The sequence below is a fragment of the Mesorhizobium sp. M7A.F.Ca.ET.027.02.1.1 genome (assembly GCF_004022985.1).
Taxonomy (GTDB): domain Bacteria; phylum Pseudomonadota; class Alphaproteobacteria; order Rhizobiales; family Rhizobiaceae; genus Mesorhizobium.
Genome location: NZ_RZOL01000135.1, coordinates 1 through 14,692 on the forward strand (window position 1 = coordinate 1; position 14,692 = coordinate 14,692).

Annotated in this window: 19 protein-coding genes; 8 read left to right on the forward strand and 11 right to left on the reverse strand. The window is 63.5% G+C overall.

Annotated elements, in window-relative coordinates; all coding sequences use genetic code 11:
• A partial coding sequence (locus tag EN749_RS16450) for a LysR family transcriptional regulator (protein ID WP_145990927.1) occupies nt 1-181 on the reverse strand: 181 nt, incomplete at its 3' end.
• A gap of 222 nt (nt 182-403) precedes the next feature.
• Here EN749_RS16450 and EN749_RS16455 point away from each other — a divergent pair.
• A complete protein-coding gene (locus EN749_RS16455; RefSeq protein ID WP_189367565.1) occupies nt 404-1,351 on the forward strand; it encodes a DMT family transporter in 948 nt (315 codons plus the stop codon).
• Here the strand turns inward: EN749_RS16455 and EN749_RS16460 are convergent, their stop codons facing one another.
• The 3 genes from EN749_RS16460 to EN749_RS16470 form a co-directional block, all read right to left on the reverse strand.
• Nucleotides 1,352-1,723 (reverse strand): response regulator, encoded by a 372-nt coding sequence (locus EN749_RS16460; protein ID WP_027038124.1) that lies wholly within the window; start codon nt 1,721-1,723, stop codon nt 1,352-1,354. It abuts the gene before it with no gap.
• A 198-nt stretch (nt 1,724-1,921) separates the two neighbouring features.
• A complete protein-coding gene (gene hpt / locus EN749_RS16465) occupies nt 1,922-2,464 on the reverse strand; it encodes a hypoxanthine phosphoribosyltransferase (RefSeq protein WP_127809200.1) in 543 nt (180 codons plus the stop codon).
• A gap of 23 nt (nt 2,465-2,487) precedes the next feature.
• Nucleotides 2,488-3,132 carry a hypothetical protein gene (locus EN749_RS16470; RefSeq protein ID WP_128288211.1) on the reverse strand — a complete coding sequence of 215 codons (645 nt, stop codon included), beginning with the start codon at nt 3,130-3,132 and terminating at the stop codon, nt 2,488-2,490.
• 192 nt (nt 3,133-3,324) lie between these two features.
• Between EN749_RS16470 and ftsE the strand changes: the two genes are divergently transcribed.
• The 3 genes from ftsE to EN749_RS16485 all read left to right on the forward strand — a co-directional run bounded on the left by ftsE (nt 3,325) and on the right by EN749_RS16485 (nt 5,831).
• Nucleotides 3,325-3,984, forward strand: coding sequence for a cell division ATP-binding protein FtsE (gene ftsE / locus EN749_RS16475; RefSeq protein ID WP_010911739.1), 660 nt, complete (start codon nt 3,325-3,327; stop codon nt 3,982-3,984).
• The gene (locus EN749_RS16480) at nt 3,977-4,972 is read left to right on the forward strand and encodes an ABC transporter permease (protein ID WP_128288212.1); all 996 of its coding nucleotides are present in this window, start codon (nt 3,977-3,979) and stop codon (nt 4,970-4,972) included. Before ftsE ends, EN749_RS16480 begins: the two co-directional genes overlap by 8 nt.
• 133 nt (nt 4,973-5,105) lie before the next feature.
• A complete protein-coding gene (locus EN749_RS16485; RefSeq protein WP_127270825.1) occupies nt 5,106-5,831 on the forward strand; it encodes a YdcF family protein in 726 nt (241 codons plus the stop codon).
• Here the strand turns inward: EN749_RS16485 and EN749_RS16490 are convergent, their stop codons facing one another.
• Entirely contained in the window at nt 5,832-6,464 is a 633-nt protein-coding gene (locus EN749_RS16490) for a pyridoxamine 5'-phosphate oxidase family protein (protein WP_128288213.1), read from the reverse strand.
• A gap of 24 nt (nt 6,465-6,488) precedes the next feature.
• The gene (locus tag EN749_RS16495) at nt 6,489-6,959 is read right to left on the reverse strand and encodes a DUF1348 family protein (protein WP_127809196.1); all 471 of its coding nucleotides are present in this window, start codon (nt 6,957-6,959) and stop codon (nt 6,489-6,491) included.
• Between the two features lie 117 nt (nt 6,960-7,076).
• On the opposite strand from EN749_RS16495, the gene EN749_RS16500 reads away from it, so the two are divergent.
• Both EN749_RS16500 and EN749_RS16505 read left to right on the forward strand, forming a co-directional pair.
• Complete coding sequence (locus EN749_RS16500) at nt 7,077-7,979, forward strand: LysR family transcriptional regulator (RefSeq protein WP_127809195.1); 903 nt, start codon at nt 7,077-7,079, stop codon at nt 7,977-7,979.
• Between the two features lie 124 nt (nt 7,980-8,103).
• The gene (locus EN749_RS16505) at nt 8,104-8,904 is read left to right on the forward strand and encodes a 1-acyl-sn-glycerol-3-phosphate acyltransferase (protein ID WP_128363548.1); all 801 of its coding nucleotides are present in this window, start codon (nt 8,104-8,106) and stop codon (nt 8,902-8,904) included.
• A gap of 25 nt (nt 8,905-8,929) precedes the next feature.
• Here the strand turns inward: EN749_RS16505 and EN749_RS16510 are convergent, their stop codons facing one another.
• The 3 genes from EN749_RS16510 to EN749_RS16520 form a co-directional block, all read right to left on the reverse strand.
• Nucleotides 8,930-9,556 (reverse strand): LysE family translocator, encoded by a 627-nt coding sequence (locus EN749_RS16510; protein ID WP_128288216.1) that lies wholly within the window; start codon nt 9,554-9,556, stop codon nt 8,930-8,932.
• 91 nt (nt 9,557-9,647) lie between these two features.
• Nucleotides 9,648-10,595 (reverse strand): aldo/keto reductase, encoded by a 948-nt coding sequence (locus tag EN749_RS16515; RefSeq protein WP_128288217.1) that lies wholly within the window; start codon nt 10,593-10,595, stop codon nt 9,648-9,650.
• A gap of 121 nt (nt 10,596-10,716) precedes the next feature.
• On the reverse strand, nt 10,717-11,238 hold the full coding sequence (locus tag EN749_RS16520; RefSeq protein ID WP_127318398.1) for a gamma-glutamylcyclotransferase: 522 nt from the start codon (nt 11,236-11,238) through the stop codon (nt 10,717-10,719).
• 142 nt (nt 11,239-11,380) lie between these two features.
• Between EN749_RS16520 and EN749_RS16525 the strand changes: the two genes are divergently transcribed.
• Both EN749_RS16525 and EN749_RS16530 read left to right on the forward strand, forming a co-directional pair.
• Nucleotides 11,381-12,379 (forward strand): DUF2125 domain-containing protein, encoded by a 999-nt coding sequence (locus EN749_RS16525; protein WP_128363549.1) that lies wholly within the window; start codon nt 11,381-11,383, stop codon nt 12,377-12,379.
• A 7-nt stretch (nt 12,380-12,386) separates the two neighbouring features.
• Nucleotides 12,387-13,310 (forward strand): sugar kinase, encoded by a 924-nt coding sequence (locus tag EN749_RS16530; protein WP_127809190.1) that lies wholly within the window; start codon nt 12,387-12,389, stop codon nt 13,308-13,310.
• An 88-nt stretch (nt 13,311-13,398) separates the two neighbouring features.
• Here EN749_RS16530 and EN749_RS16535 read toward each other — a convergent pair whose 3' ends face one another.
• Together EN749_RS16535 and EN749_RS16540 are read right to left on the reverse strand one after the other, a co-directional pair.
• On the reverse strand, nt 13,399-14,334 hold the full coding sequence (locus EN749_RS16535; protein WP_174800311.1) for a prephenate/arogenate dehydrogenase family protein: 936 nt from the start codon (nt 14,332-14,334) through the stop codon (nt 13,399-13,401).
• A 5-nt stretch (nt 14,335-14,339) separates the two neighbouring features.
• Nucleotides 14,340-14,692 (reverse strand): aminotransferase class I/II-fold pyridoxal phosphate-dependent enzyme (locus EN749_RS16540; protein WP_128363550.1); only part of this gene is annotated, 353 nt, incomplete at its 5' end.

Sequence of the window (14,692 nt, forward strand, 5' to 3'; positions counted from 1 at the left end):
ACGCGACGCCGCGCGAACCGCGCTCGAACAGGCTGGCGCCGATCAGCTCTTCGAGCTTCTTCATCTGCATCGACACCGCGGATTGGGTGCGGCCGGCCTGCTCCGCCGCCTTGGTGAAATTGCCGGTCTCGGCAATCGCCACGAAGGTTCGCAGGAGGTCGCTGTCGAGGGTCGGCCGCACGGAATCCGCCATAAGAGAATTTGATTGCTGGCATCATTCCAATTCGTTTGCAACATGTCAAACGGCGGACGATAGTCGCCATACCCATTGGATATGCGGCTGCGAAATCAGCCGCGGACCAATCAAGAGTCCTCACTCGTGCCCGCTGCCCGAAACGGTGGCGGGTTCTTTTTACCCCGCAGGCGGCAGCTTCGGGTCGTACGCGCAGGAGCCTGGATGCAGATGCAGAATCGGATGGTGGGCGGCATCCTGAGCCTGTGCCTCGGCGTGCTGGTCTTTTCGCTGCAGGATCCGCTCGTCAAAGCCGTGTCGAGCGGCTATCCGGTGACCGAGGTGATGGCGATCCGCTCGATCGTCGCCCTGCCGATCCTGATCGTTCTGGTCCATGCCGATGTCGGCTTGCGGGCGATCCTGTCGAAGCGATTCGGCATGCTGACGGTGCGCGCCTTCATCCAGTTCACCTCCTATACGATGTACTACCTGGCCATCGCTGCTTTGCCGCTCGCCGATGCGGTGGCGCTTTATTTCATGGCGCCGCTGTTCATCATGGTCCTGGCCGGACCTTACCTTGGCGAGCGCGTCTCCTGGCAGACACTGGCAACCGTGCTGATCGGCTTGTTCGGCGTCCTCGTGATGCTGCGCCCCGGCGCAGGGCTGTTCGACTGGGCAGCGCTGCTGTCGCTGGGATCGGCGGCGCTCTATGGTTTTTCGCAGCTGATGGCCCGCAAGATCGGCGATACTGAATCGTCCACCGTCATGGCCTTCTATCAGAACGGCGCCTATCTGGTCGGCGCCGCCGTGGTTGCCGGGGCGTTTCACCTGGCCGGCATTACACACGCCGTTCACCCGAGCCTGGAATTCCTGGTACGGCCATGGATTTGGCCAACGCTGCCGGATTTTTTCAAGATGGCGGCCTGCGGTTTCGTCGCCTCCGCCGGCATGATCCTGCTGTCGCAGGCCTACCGGATGGCGCCGGCCAACCGCGTTGCCACCTTCGAATACACCGGCATCCTGTGGTCGCCGCTGTGGGGTTTCCTGTTCTTCGCCGAGGTGCCGCGGTCGACGACGGTGATCGGTGCTGCCTTGATTATCGGCGCCGGTCTGCTGGCGCTCAACACCGAACGGCGCAAGAATGTTCCACCCGTGCTCGCTGCCGCCGACCCAGCCTGATCAGGCGAAGCAGATCAGCGCCCGCTCGACTCGCGAACGGATTTCGGCCAGCGTGAAGGGCTTCTGCACGACATCGAGGATGATGCCGTTCAATTCCTCGGCGCGCTCGCGCTGGTCGGCATAGCCGGTCATCAGCACGATCTTGATCGACGGAAACAATGCAGCAGCCGCGATCGCCATCTCGATGCCGTCCATCTCCGGCATGCGGATATCGGAGACGACGAGATCGTAGCCGCCACGCGCCGCCTGGATCAGCGAAAGTCCCTGCGCGCCGTCCGCCGCGATATCGATTGTGTGCCCGGCGCGTTCAAGCGCGCGGGCGGCCAGGGTGCGGACGGACTCATCGTCCTCGACGATCAGAAGCTTTGCCATGGCCGGCATATTTGGCCGCCAAAAGTTGACTTTTCCTGAAAGCCCCCGAGCAATCCAGGAAAAGTGTGAAACGGTTTTCCGGGAAAAGCGCATAGCGCTTTCCCTTGGGAATTGCGTCAAAACAAAAAACTAGAGCGGTTCGGCGTTTTCGTGAAGCGGCGAACCGCTCTAAGCATCAGCAAACCTTTTTGATGCCGCTCAGACATCCCCTTTGACGACACCGACAAACGGCAACTCGCGAAAAGCATGGGCTACATCCATGCCGTAGCCGACGACGAAATAGTCGGGGCAGTCGAAGCCGACATGATCGGCATTGAGCTCGGTCTGGCGGCGCATGCGCTTGTCGAGCAGCACGGCGATCGAACAGCTCTTGGCGCCCCGCGACAACATCAGCTCGCGGGTAAAGCTCAGCGTCTTGCCCGATTCGAGAATGTCGTCGATCAGCAGCACGTCGCGGCCGGCGACCTCATTGTCGATGTCGCGCAGAACCCTCACCTCGCCGCTGCTGGTGCCGGCGCCATAGCTGGAAATGAAGATGAATTCGACCTCCGGCGACAGGCCGACATCGTGCATGGCCCGGATAAGATCGGCGGCGAAGATAAACGAGCCCTTCAGCACCGAGATCACCAGCAGATCGTGATAATCGTGTCCGGCAATCTCCTTGGCGAGTTCGAGATTGCGCCGCGCGATCGCCGATGCTGAAAACAGAACCTCGATGTCCTTGCCGCGTACGATGGGCATTGATGGTCTTCCCCGGTGATCGCCTATTCGGCGAAAGTGACCGACACGGTCTTCACACCGTTTCTAGGCACGTCGAGCCGGCTGGCAAAGCCGAATCTTTCGCCAGACGCCAGCGAACGGCCGGATGTCCCCAACGTATAGCGGGTAGTCTGCCCGTCATTGCCGGTCACCCGGATTTCGAGCGGCGGCAACTGCGTCGGTTTCGCACCATCATTGACGGCCTCGCCATCGACGAACAGCGCGGCGTTCGGCCCGGTAGCGTCGACGCGTGACGTGACGCCCGAAATGCTGAGCGCCGACGCCTGCGCGCTGGATGGGAACGGCGCCTGGCGCACCACCGCGTGCCCGCCGGAGACCCAGAACGCGGCCAAGGCAGCGCCGATACCGGCGACCCAGAAGATCGGCCCGCCGCGCGAGGCTGGTAGCCGCTCCGGCAGGGCCTCGGGCTTGCGCAGCATGTCCATGCCCGCGACGGGTGGCATGACGATCGCACGCGGCAGCGGCGAAACGCTCTCCACGGCAGGCGCAAGGCGCGGCATCACCACGTAATCGGCATCGACGATATCGGCAGCCGAACCACGTATGAACCGGTCCGCTGCGGCGATTGCCGCCCGATCGGTCATGATTTCGCCGGAAACCGGGCGCGCGGTTCGATCGTCAGCCATCATGGCCCCAGCATTGCAGCACGTGTTCGCTTTTCGTTTCTTTTGCGTAAACACAAATGGTTAACGCTTCCCCACCGGAGCCCTCGTGACGAGCCGAAAGAGCCCAGAAATTAACCGCCGGTTAACCATGCCGGCCGATGGTCTTTACCCAGAACAGGCCGGCTCGCCGCCGAGCCGAAATTCAGGTCGTCGAAATTGATTCGTTTCGAAAATGTCGGCCTCCGCTATGGCATGGGTCCGGAAATCCTCCGCGACATCTCCCTGCACATCCCGGAGCGCTCCTTCCAGTTCCTCAGCGGGCCTTCGGGCGCCGGCAAGACGACCTTGCTGCGCTTGCTGTTCATGTCGCTGAAGCCGACGCGCGGGCTGATCACCATCTTTGGCAAGGACCGTTCGCGCATCTCGCGTACCGAATTGCCGCATCTGCGCCGCCGCATCGGCGTGGTGTTCCAGGATTTTCGCCTGCTCGACCACATGACCACCTACGAGAACGTCGCGCTGCCGCTGCGCGTGCGCGGGCGCGAGGAGGCGAGCTACCGCACCGATGTCACCGAACTGTTGAAGTGGGTCGGGCTGGGCGAGCGCATGCACGTGCTGCCGCCGGTTCTGTCCGGCGGCGAGAAGCAGCGCGCGGCGATCGCGCGGGCGCTGATCGAGCAGCCGGAAATCCTGCTCGCCGACGAACCGACCGGCAATGTCGATCCGCCGCTGGCGCGACGGCTGTTGCGGCTGTTTATCGAGCTCAACCGTCTCGGCACCGCGGTGGTGATCGCCACCCACGACCTTGGCCTGATGGAACAGGTCGACGCGCGCCGCATGATCCTGGCCGGCGGAAGGCTGGACATCTATGACTGAACTGTCCGCCGAACATTTTGTGGAACGGGAGCAGGACGCCGAGGCGACCGAGGCAAAGCCCCGCGCCCAGCGCAGGATGGCGCCGATCGTGCCGGCGCAGAACATCGCCGGCCGGGCACTGGTCCTGGTCATCGCCATCATGACCTTCCTGTCCTGCCTGACTTTCGGCGCGGTGACGCTGGTGCGCGACACAGCGTCCGTCTGGGAGAACCAGATTTCACGCGAGGCGACCATCCAGATCAAGCCGGTCGACGGCCTCGACATGGAAGCAGCCCTTACCCAGGCCTCCCAGATCGCCGGTGAATTCCCTGGCGTCAAGACGACCCGGATCATCGACCGCGAGGCGACCGCGAGGCTCCTTGAGCCCTGGCTGGGCTCGGGGCTCAACATCGATGAATTACCCGTGCCGCGCCTGATCATCGTCACCATCGACGAGAACAGCCCGCCCGATTTCGCTGCCATGCGCGCCGCGATCACGCCGAAACTGCCGAGCGCATCGCTCGACGATCACCGCACCTGGGTCGACCGGCTGGTAGCGATGGCCCGCACGACGGTGACCATCGGCATTGCCGTGCTGGCATTGATACTGTCGGCGACCGTGCTGACCGTGGTGTTCGCGACGCGCGGCGCCATGGCCGGCAACGGTCACATCATCGAAGTGCTGCATTTCGTCGGCGCCGAAGCACGCTTCATCGCGCGCGAATTCCGCCGGCATTTCCTGGTCACCGGCATGAAGGGAGCGGCGGCTGGCGGTGCCGCGGCAGTGCTCGTCTTCATCGTCTTTTCCTGGTGGTCGTCGCGCAATATGGCGACGCCGCAGGCCGACCAAGCGACCGCCCTGTTCGGCAATTTCGCCATCGGTTCGGCAGGCTATCTCGGTGTCGTGTTGATGGTGCTGGTGATCGGCGGACTGACGGCTGCCACGTCCCACGCCACCGTCGTTGCCTATCTCAGCGACATCGATGTCCGCCAGCCGGATGCAGGCTAATTCATGTCGCCCAAAAGTGGGAACCGGTTTTGGGACAACGACATAGATAGGACAGGGTGATCACGGATGGAGAATTCACGTAACGCAAAGTGCGTCTTTTACCTACCCAAAGCCGCATTTCAGGATTAACCATATGGCGATGGACGCGCGGGATTCGACCGGTACGGCTGGGCAGATGCCAGTGGTGGTTGCCCGTTCGCATGGCCGCTCCACTGTGAGCCGTCTAAGAGCCGCGTTGCGCCTGTCCGCTCTCTCTGTCCTCATCCTCGCAACATTGTTTGCCGGCGGCTTCGGCTGGTTCGCCAATAAGGTCAGTCACCTGACCACGCCTGCCAATCCGGCCAAGGCGGACGCCATCATCGTGCTGACCGGCGGTCAGTCCCGCCTTGATGCGGCGATGGATCTGCTGGCGTCCGGCAAGGGCGAGCGGCTGCTGATCAGCGGCGTCCATCCTTCGGCCAGCCGTCGCCAGTTGCAGGCGGCGACCGGCGGCGACAAGAAGCTGTTCTCCTGTTGCGTCGACATCGACCGCGCCGCGCTCGATACGATCGGCAATGCGGAGGAAAGCGCCAAATGGGTCGAGAGCCACGCCTATGGCACGGTGATCCTTGTCACCAACAATTATCATATGCCCCGAAGCCTGCTGGAAATGGGCAGGCTGCTGCATGGCGCCAAGCTCGAGCCCTATCCGGTGGTCAATTCCAACCTCGACAATGGCGGGTGGCTGACCAAGCCGCGGGCATTGCGCGTGCTGTTCACCGAATACAACAAATATTTGCTGGCGCTGGCGCGGGGCATCGTGCCGGTCAAGCCGACGCCCAATGGCATAGCGCTGGCCGAAACAGCGGCCGGCGGCTGATTATTCCGCTGCGGCCGCGCCCGTATTTCCCCTGAGCCGTGCGATCTCCTGTTCAAGGCGCTCGATCCGCTTGTCCCGCTCGCCGAGTGCCGCCGCCACGTCGGCCGCCTCGAACCGTTGCGGAATATGCTGCGGGCAATTGGCATCCCAGGCCGAGACGGTGAACAGGATGACCTGCTCGGGGCGCGCCTTGTAGTCTTGCGGCATCAGTTTCGCCATCAGTTCAGCGTCACTCTCGACGACCCGCGCCGTGCCCCAGATCTTGATGCGCTGGCGGTGCATATAGTCGATCAGGAACAAGAACGCCCTTGGATTGTCGGCCAGATTGCCCTGCGTGATGAACTGCCGGTTGCCGGAAAAATCCGCGAAGCCGATCGTATGTTCATCCAGCACCTTGAGGAAGCCGGCCGGCCCGCCGCGATGCTGGACATAGGGCTGCCCCTCGCCGTTCGCGGTCGACAGGAAGACGCTGGTCTGCATTTCGATGAAGGCGGCAAGGTCCGGGGTGATGCCGGCCTGCCAGCCGCCACGCTCCTCGACGCGGGCATAGGACTGACGTGAGCCCTTGCGGGCCTGGATCGCCTTGACGGTCGGCGTGAAGGCGACGTCGCTGGTGAAAGCATGCGCGTTCATTGAAAGCTTCCTTGCGGCAAGATGCTAAAGTCCGAGCTCCGACAGCGTCGGGTGGTCGTCCGGTCGCCGGCCGAGCGGCCAGTGATACTTACGATCGGCCTCGCCGATCGGCAGGTCGTTGATGCTGGCGATGCGCAGGCGCATCAGCCCGTGTTCATCGAATTCCCAGTTCTCGTTGCCGTAGCTGCGGAACCATGAACCGCTGTCGTCGCGCCATTCGTAAGCGAAACGCACGGCGATGCGGTTGCCGTGGAAGGCCCAGACCTCCTTGATCAGCCGGTAGTCGAGCTCGCGACTCCATTTTCGCGTCAGGAAGGCCTGGATGGCGTCGCGGCCTTGCAGGAATTCGGCGCGGTTGCGCCAGCGGCTGTCCTTGGTATAGGCGAGCGCAACCCGCGCCGGATCGCGTGAATTCCAGGCATCCTCGGCCATGCGCGCCTTCTGTGCTGATGTCTCGGCGGTAAACGGCGGCATCGGCGGGCGGGCTTCGGACATGGCAACTCCTTTGTGGGCCAGGCTGCGGGCAGGCTGACAGACACAATATAGAGCCTTCCATCATTCAAATGCAGATGACATATTCGTAACCCGTCCTTCCATTTTCCGGAAGAAGCTATGGATCGTCTCGAAGCCATGTCGCTCTTTGTCGCCGCGGTGGAGGCCGGCAGCCTTTCAGCAGCCAGCCGCCGTTTCGGCATTCCGCTGGCGACGGTCAGCCGCAAGATTTCCGATCTCGAGCGCCATCTGAACACACGCCTCCTGAATCGCTCGACGCGACGGCTAACACCGACCGATGCCGGCCAGACCTATATTGCCGCCTGCCGCCGCATCCTCGACGACGTCGGCGAGGCCGAACGCACGGCAGCCGGCGAATACAGTGCTCCGACCGGCGAACTGGCCATCACCGCGCCGGTCGTCTTTGGCCGTCTGCACGTGCTGCCGGTCGTCACCGGCTTTCTCGCCGCCTATCCCGACGTGGACATCCGCCTGACATTGGCCGACCGCATAACCCAGCTGGTCGAGGACCATTTCGATCTCGCCATCCGCATCGGCCAGTTACCCGATTCGAGCCTGGTCGCCATCGGCGTCGGCGCGATCCGCCGCGTCGTTTGCGCCAGCCCGGCCTATCTGGCCGAACACGGCACGCCAACGGCCCCGGAGGATCTGGAAACACACGATTGCATCACCTTCGAGGGACTTGCCTCCGCCGCCAGTTGGAGCTTCATCAGGGGCAAGGCCGAAATCCCGGTTCGGGTCCGCTCGCGGCTTCAGGTCAACACCGCCGAAGCGGCCATCGATGCCGCGATTGCCGGCGTCGGGCTGACACGCGTGCTTTCCTACCAGATCGAAGCCGCGCTGCGGTCCGGCACGCTGCGCATCCTGCTGCAGGAGTTCGAGCCAAAGTCATGGCCGGTAAGCCTGGTGCATGCGGGCCACGGCCTGCTGCCGGTCAAGCTGCGCGCATTCCTCGATTTTGCCGCCCCGCGCCTGAAGGAGCGGCTGGCACAGCTGATGTAGCGGAACCAGGCCAATCTCCCATTGGCGACCGTTCTTCGTTGCCAACCAAAGCGCCCTGCGGCCATTTCCTTTTTTCCCGCGCTTGGTGTAACCAACGCTCACCTCCTCACCGGGCTCCCCCCCAATGCTCTACATCAGATCGCTGACGTTCAATTTCGTCTTTTACGTCAACCTGATCGTCCAGATGATCCTCTGGACCCCGTACTATTTCCTGTCGCCCCGGCACCGCGCCTGGTTCGTGCCGAAATTCTGGTCGCGCACCTCGATGTGGCTTTACGACAAGATCGCCGGAACGAAGAGCGAGATCACCGGCCGGGAAAACCTGCCCGAAGGCTCCTTCATCCTGGCCCCCAAACACCAGTCGTTCTGGGATGCGATCGCCTTCTTTCCCTATCTTCACGACCCTCTCTACATCCTGAAGCGCGAGCTCACCTGGATCCCGTTCTTCGGCTGGTACATCATGAAGATGCGCATGATTCCGGTTCATCGCGGCAGCCGTTCGAAAGCGCTGAAGGCCGTGGTCGCCGCGACCAAGGCGGAGATGGCGCTCAATCCTCGCCAGCTCATCATCTACCCCGAAGGGACAAGACGCGCGCCGGGCGACGAGCCGGCCTACAAATACGGCATCGTCGAAATCTATGCGCAACTTGGCGTTCCGGTGGTGCCGGTTGCCCATGTCGCCGGTCTCTATTGGCCGCGTCGAAAATTTCTGCGCTACCCCGGCACCGTGAAGGCGCGCTTCCTGCCGCCGATCCCACCGGGACTGAGCAAGGACGAATTCATGGCCCGGCTGATCGGCGAGACCGAGGCTGCCTGCGACCAGTTCCTGATTGATGCCGCGCGGGGCCCGAATCCGCCTGCCTTGCCGCCGACAGCGGTGAAAAGACTGCAAGAGCTGGACAACGCCGCAAGACACAAAGCCTGAACCGGAAGTCTCCTGCCGGCAGTTCTCAGCCGAAAACGGCCAGCGCGGTGGTCAACACCAGCGTCGCGGCAAAGACCAGGTTGACGATCCGCGAGGCCGCCGGCCGGCGCAGGAAGCGCACGAATGCCACTCCCAAGACAAGCCACAGAGCATGGATGGCGACGATCATCAGCGCGAGAGCCATCAGCTTCAGCCATGGACCAAGCTCAGTGTTACCCTGTTTGGGCGAAGCACCGGCGAACACGGCGGCGATTGCCACATAGGCCTTCGGATTGGCGACCGCGAGAAGGAATCCAGCCAGCCATGTTGGACACGAAGCCTCCGCGCCGCGTGCTGCCATGGGCGGCGCCGTGGCGATCTTGAAGGCGAGATAGAGGATGTAGGCCGCCGAGGCGAAAGCCAGCAACGGCGCCAGCTTCGGCATCGAGGTAAGCACCGCCATGACCCCGGTCGCGACAACCAGAAGCACGGCGATCGTGCCCAGGATGATTCCCCAGGCATAGCCCAGCGAGTGGCGCAAACCGAAGGCGGTCCCAACGGCGGTAACGCTTATCGTTGCCGGACCCGGGCTGCCCATGATCACCAGGGCGGCAAGCACGAGCGCGAGAAGTTGTCCCCAAAAGTCCGGCTGCGAAAGAAGCGGCTCAGTCATTTTCTCCTCTGTCCTGCCTTGCGCGAAGAGACAGTATGGCAGGACCAGAGGGGCGTCTTGGACGTTCGTGCGAGGCGCGGCGCCTGAAGCTTCAGCCGCTCGCTTTGTCGAGTTCGGCCATGTCGGCGGCGGTCAGTTTCAGCGACGCCGCCCTGATCAGGCTGTCCATCTGTTCAGGCTTGGTGGCGCTGGCGATCGGCGCGGTGACACCCGGCCGCGCAATCACCCAGGCAAGCGCGACTTCCGCCTGCTTGGCCGAATGCCTTGATGAAACCGCGTCGAGTGCCGCAAGGATGCGCATGCCGCGCGCGTTGAGGTAGTCTTTCACGCCACCGCCGCGCGGGCTTTGACCGAGATCGGCATCGCTGCGGTATTTGCCGCTGAGAAAACCCTTGGCCAGGCTGAAATAGGTGATGACGCCGATGTCCTCGGCCACGCATAGATCGCGCAACGGCCCATCGAAGGACGAGCGATCGTAGAGATTGTATTCCGGCTGCAGCACCTCGTAGCGCGACAGACTGCGCAAGCTCGCCACATCGAGTGCGGCACGCAACTGGCCGGCGTCGAGATTCGAACAGCCGGCATAGCGGATTTTGCCCTTGGCGAGCAGCTTCTCGTAGGCGCCAAGCGTTTCTTCATAGGGCGTTGCGGGGTCCGGCCAGTGCGACAGATAGAGGTCGATGACTTCGGTCTGCAGCCGCTTCAGCGATGCGTCGACGGCCTTTTCGATGTATGCGGCGGACAGGTCCTTGTGCCCCTGCCCCATATCCGAACCGACCTTGGTGATCACCACGACCTTGTCGCGATTGCCACGGTCTTTCATCCATTTGCCGATGATGGTTTCCGATTCACCGCCTTTGTGGCCGGGAACCCAGCGCGAATAGGCATCCGCCGTATCGATGGCGTTGAGGCCGGCGCCGACGAAGCGGTCGAGCAGGTCGAACGAGGTTTTCTCGTCGGCGGTCCAGCCGAAGACATTGCCGCCCAGAACCAGCGGCGCGATGGACAGGTCGGTGCGACCGAGACGACGTTTCTGCAAGGCGGATCTCCGGGATGATTGGGGCGGGCAAATGGCGCCCGCGGGCTGAGGGTCGGAGCCTAACCTAGGTCTTGCCTGAACGAGGTCAAAGGCCTGGCCGCCTTTTTCCGCAGAGCCAGCTTCACAAAGGCGCGACCTGGCTGGCGACATCCTCCAGCCAGTGGTCGCTTATGCCCAATGCCTCGAGATGCTCCAGCGTGCTCAGCACATAGTCCTCGTTGTTGCCGGACTGGCCGACCGCGCCGCGCACCACGGCCGCCGCATCCGCCACGTCGAGCGCTCCGGCATATTGCTCGTGCTGGCGGTCGACGATGTAGACCACGGCGTCGACCGTATCGCCCCCGTCGAGGCGAATCTTGAGCATGCGCTCCAGATAGACATTGGTGACCAGTTCGCGCTCGCGAAGATAGGCCATGACCTCGTCGCGCAAGTCGCCGGGGACGCGGAATGCGAGGCCGACGCAGGACCCGCCACGGTCGAGGCCGAGCACCAGCCCCGGCCGCTCGCGCGTTCCGCGATGCACGAAGGAATAGACGCAGAGCGAGCGCCGATAGCCGTGCAGGCGGGCACGCTGTGTCTCGACATGCGCGAATCCCGGCCGCCAGATCAGCGAGCCATAGCCAAACACCCAAAAATCGCCCATATCGCCGCGCCTGATTGCAAAAGATGCCAACACCGCACCCGGACCGGTGTTTTTTCCGCCCGTCCCGTCTAACTATTCGTCTGTCTGCCTGGCGGAATCGACCACCCGTCCGCAACACCCATGCGTTAACGAGAGCCAAAGCATGACGTCAAGTGACGAACGCCAGCCAAGTAACCGTCGCCGCCTGTTCTGGCTTGCAGCGTTCATCGTCGTGCTGTTCGCCCTTTACAGCGGCGGCTGGTTTTATCTGGCCGACCGCGTCAGGAGCGAGGCCGACAAGGCGGTTGCCACGCTCAACAAGAATGGCGTCGAGGCCGGCTGTGCCAATCTCCAGGTCAGCGGCTATCCCTTGAGCTTTACCGTCTCCTGCGACAACCTCGCCTATGAGGACGATGCCAGGAACATTGCGGCTTCAGCCGGCAGTTTCAACGCGGCCGCCCAGATCATCCAGCCTCTGTCGCCGGTTGCCAATCTGCGCGGCCCGCTCAGGACCGCCGTTCCGGACATGGTGCCGCTGTGGATCGACTGGGACAATCTGCAGGCCAATTTCAAATTGTGGTGGCCGCTGCCGCAGCGGATCTCGCTGGAGGCGGAGGGCCTGTCCGGCCAGACCGATCCGGCCGACGACACCGATCCGGTGCAACTGTTTAGCGCCGGCAAGGCATCGGGCCAGTTGCAGCCCAACGGGGAGGATATCAACTATCTCGGCAGTTTCGGCGATCTCGAGATCGACCCCGGCGCGATTGGCGGGCGCGTGCTTCCGGCGCTCGATGCCAGCGGCGATGTGACATTGAAGAACGGCGTCGCACTGATCGGCACGCAGGTGAAGAGCCTTCGTGGCCAGGCGATCGAAATCCGCAACCTTGACCTGTCGTCGGGCACGGCGCGCATTACCGTTTCGGGACCGCTCTCGGTCGATGCCGAGGGCCTGGTCAACGCCGACCTGATGATCAGGCTGAAGGACCCGAAGGCGGTGGCGGCCATCCTCGGCGCCGCCATACCCGAGCAGAAAAGTCAGATCGAGCAGGGTTTTTCTGCCCTGGCGGTGCTCGGCAACGAACCGTCGATGCCGCTGAAGGTGGTCAGGGGCAAGGCCTCGCTCGGCTTCATTCCGCTGGGCAAGATCAAGCCGGTCGAATAGCTCAACCATTGCAAAACCCGTGAAGCTGCTGAGCGTTGGCGCCTTGACGCTGGACACCATCCTGCGCGTCGAGACACTGCCTGTGCATCAAGGCAAGTTCATTGCCTCCGACGGCGTCCAGATCGCCTCGGGCATGGCCACCAGTGCTGCCTGCGCCGCGCATCGCCTGGGCGCCGAGGTATCGCTGTGGGCGAGTGCGGGCGACGATGCCGTCGCCGACCAGCTCATCGCCGGCATCGAGGCCGAAGGCGTCGATTGCACCTTTGTGCGCCGCGTCAGAGGCGCCCGCTCGGCGCTGGCCTCGATCCTGGTCGACGCGCATGGCGAGCGCATCATCGTGCCGTTCTATGACGGGCTGGCCCAGGCCGATCCCGAAGTCTTGCCGGTCGCCGACCTCACCGCATTCGACGCCGTGCTGGTCGATGTCCGCTGGCCGGGCGCGGCAGCGTTGGCACTCAAGGCGGCACGCGCCGTTGGGCGTCCGGCGATCCTCGATGCCGACACCGCGCCGCTGGAAGTTCTGGAACAGCTGTTGCCGCTCGCCACGCACATCGTCGCTTCGGAGCCGGCGGCGCGCATCGTCTGCGGCCAGGCGCTCGATCCGGAAACGGCTTGCGCCGATCTCGCCAGCCGCACCGACGCCTTTGTCGCGGTAACCGGCGGCGCGGCGGGCTGTTGGTGGCACGACCGTCGCGCAGGCTATGTGCGCCATGTCGCGGCGCCAAGGGTCAAGGCGGTTGACACGTTGGCCGCCGGCGATGTCTTCCACGGTGCTTTCGCCGTCGGGTTGGCGGAAGCCATGCCGGTCGAGCAGGCTTTGCGCTTTGCCAGTGCGGCCGCGGCGCTCAAATGCCTGCGCTTCGGCGGCAGGCTGGGCGCGCCGGATAGGGCCGAGACGCTGGCCATGGTTGCGCAGACCTGGCCAGCCTGAAACCGACGCTTTGTTTTGACGCAATTCCCAAGGGAAAGCGCTAGCGCTTTTCCCGGGAAAAACGCCTCACACTTTTCCTGGAATTGCTCTAGCCCTTCGCGGGGTGCTCGACGGCCTGGCGACCGAAATCGGGCACGTCGATGTCCTGGCCGGCTTCGATGATCGAGCGGCGCACAGCCCGCGTCCGGGTGAACAGGTCGAAGAGCTTTTCGCCATCGCCCCAGCGGATCGCGCGTTGCAGCGACGCAAGGTCTTCCGAGAACCGCGCCAGCATTTCGAGGATGGCGTCCTTGTTATGCAGGCAGACATCCCGCCACATGGTCGGGTCCGAGGCGGCAAGGCGGGTGAAGTCGCGGAAGCCGGAAGCCGAATATTTGATCACTTCGGACTTGGTCACCGACTGCAGATCATCGGCGGTGCCGACGATGTTGTAGGCGATGATGTGCGGCAAATGCGAGACGATGGCCAGCGTCATGTCGTGATGCTGCGGGTCCATCGTGTCGATGTTGGCGCCGCAGCGGCGCCAGAACTCCGACAGCCTCTCCAGCGCGTCCGGGTCGGTGTCGGGCAGCGGCGTGAAGATGCACCAGCGATTGTCGAACAGGTCGGCGAAACCGGCGTCGGGGCCGGATTTTTCCGTGCCCGCCAGCGGATGGCCGGGAATGAAATGGACGCCTTCAGGCACATAAGGCTGCATCTGCGCGATGACAGACGCCTTGGTCGAGCCGACATCGGTGAGGATCGCGCCCGGCTTCAGCGCCGGCGCGATTTCCTCGGCCACCGCGCCGGACGAGCCGACCGGCACCGAGACGATGACCAGGTCGGCATCGCGGACAGCTTCTCTCGCATCGGTAGTATAGCTATCGCCCAGCCCGAGTTCCTCGGCTCGCGCCAGCGTCGCCGCACTGCGCGTTGATATGGCCACGTGACGGGCCAGCCCTTCGCGGCGGATGACGCGGGCCAGCGACGAGCCGATCAGGCCGATGCCGACCAGCGCGATCTTTTCAAACATCGGTGATGTCATGGTCTCTAGCTTTTCAGGAATGTCGTGAGAGCGGCGACAACGCCGCGATTGGCCTCTTCGGTGCCGACGGTCATGCGCAACGCGTTGGGAAAGCCATAGCCCGAAACGCGCCGCAATATATAGCCGCGCGCCGTCAGATAGTCGTCCGCCGCCGCTGCGGAATGTTTCTCGTCCTCGGGAAAGTGAACGAGGATGAAATTGCCGACGCTGGGTGTCACCCGCAGCCCGAGCTTTGTGAATTCCTCGCTCAACCAGGCAAGCCAGGTCTCGTTGTGCGCCACGCTGCGCTCGACATGGGCGCGGTCGCGGATGGCTGCGATACCGGCCTCGATCGCCGTCGCATTGACGTTGAAGGGAC

Bases quoted from the DNA above. Each gene is read 5' to 3' on its own strand.
- hpt (WP_127809200.1), bottom strand. From the start codon at position 2,464: ATGCCCATCGTACGCGGCAAGGACATCGAGGTTCTGTTTTCAGCATCG.
- EN749_RS16470 (WP_128288211.1), bottom strand. From the start codon at position 3,132: ATGATGGCTGACGATCGAACCGCGCGCCCGGTTTCCGGCGAAATCATG.
- EN749_RS16480 (WP_128288212.1), top strand. From the start codon at position 3,977: ATGACTGAACTGTCCGCCGAACATTTTGTGGAACGGGAGCAGGACGCC.
- EN749_RS16460 (WP_027038124.1), bottom strand. From the start codon at position 1,723: ATGGCAAAGCTTCTGATCGTCGAGGACGATGAGTCCGTCCGCACCCTG.
- EN749_RS16495 (WP_127809196.1), bottom strand. From the start codon at position 6,959: ATGTCCGAAGCCCGCCCGCCGATGCCGCCGTTTACCGCCGAGACATCA.
- EN749_RS16455 (WP_189367565.1), top strand. From the start codon at position 404: ATGCAGAATCGGATGGTGGGCGGCATCCTGAGCCTGTGCCTCGGCGTG.
- EN749_RS16535 (WP_174800311.1), bottom strand. From the start codon at position 14,334: ATGACATCACCGATGTTTGAAAAGATCGCGCTGGTCGGCATCGGCCTG.
- EN749_RS16525 (WP_128363549.1), top strand. From the start codon at position 11,381: ATGACGTCAAGTGACGAACGCCAGCCAAGTAACCGTCGCCGCCTGTTC.
- EN749_RS16500 (WP_127809195.1), top strand. From the start codon at position 7,077: ATGGATCGTCTCGAAGCCATGTCGCTCTTTGTCGCCGCGGTGGAGGCC.
- EN749_RS16485 (WP_127270825.1), top strand. From the start codon at position 5,106: ATGGCGATGGACGCGCGGGATTCGACCGGTACGGCTGGGCAGATGCCA.
- EN749_RS16510 (WP_128288216.1), bottom strand. From the start codon at position 9,556: ATGACTGAGCCGCTTCTTTCGCAGCCGGACTTTTGGGGACAACTTCTC.
- EN749_RS16520 (WP_127318398.1), bottom strand. From the start codon at position 11,238: ATGGGCGATTTTTGGGTGTTTGGCTATGGCTCGCTGATCTGGCGGCCG.
- EN749_RS16490 (WP_128288213.1), bottom strand. From the start codon at position 6,464: ATGAACGCGCATGCTTTCACCAGCGACGTCGCCTTCACGCCGACCGTC.
- EN749_RS16505 (WP_128363548.1), top strand. From the start codon at position 8,104: ATGCTCTACATCAGATCGCTGACGTTCAATTTCGTCTTTTACGTCAAC.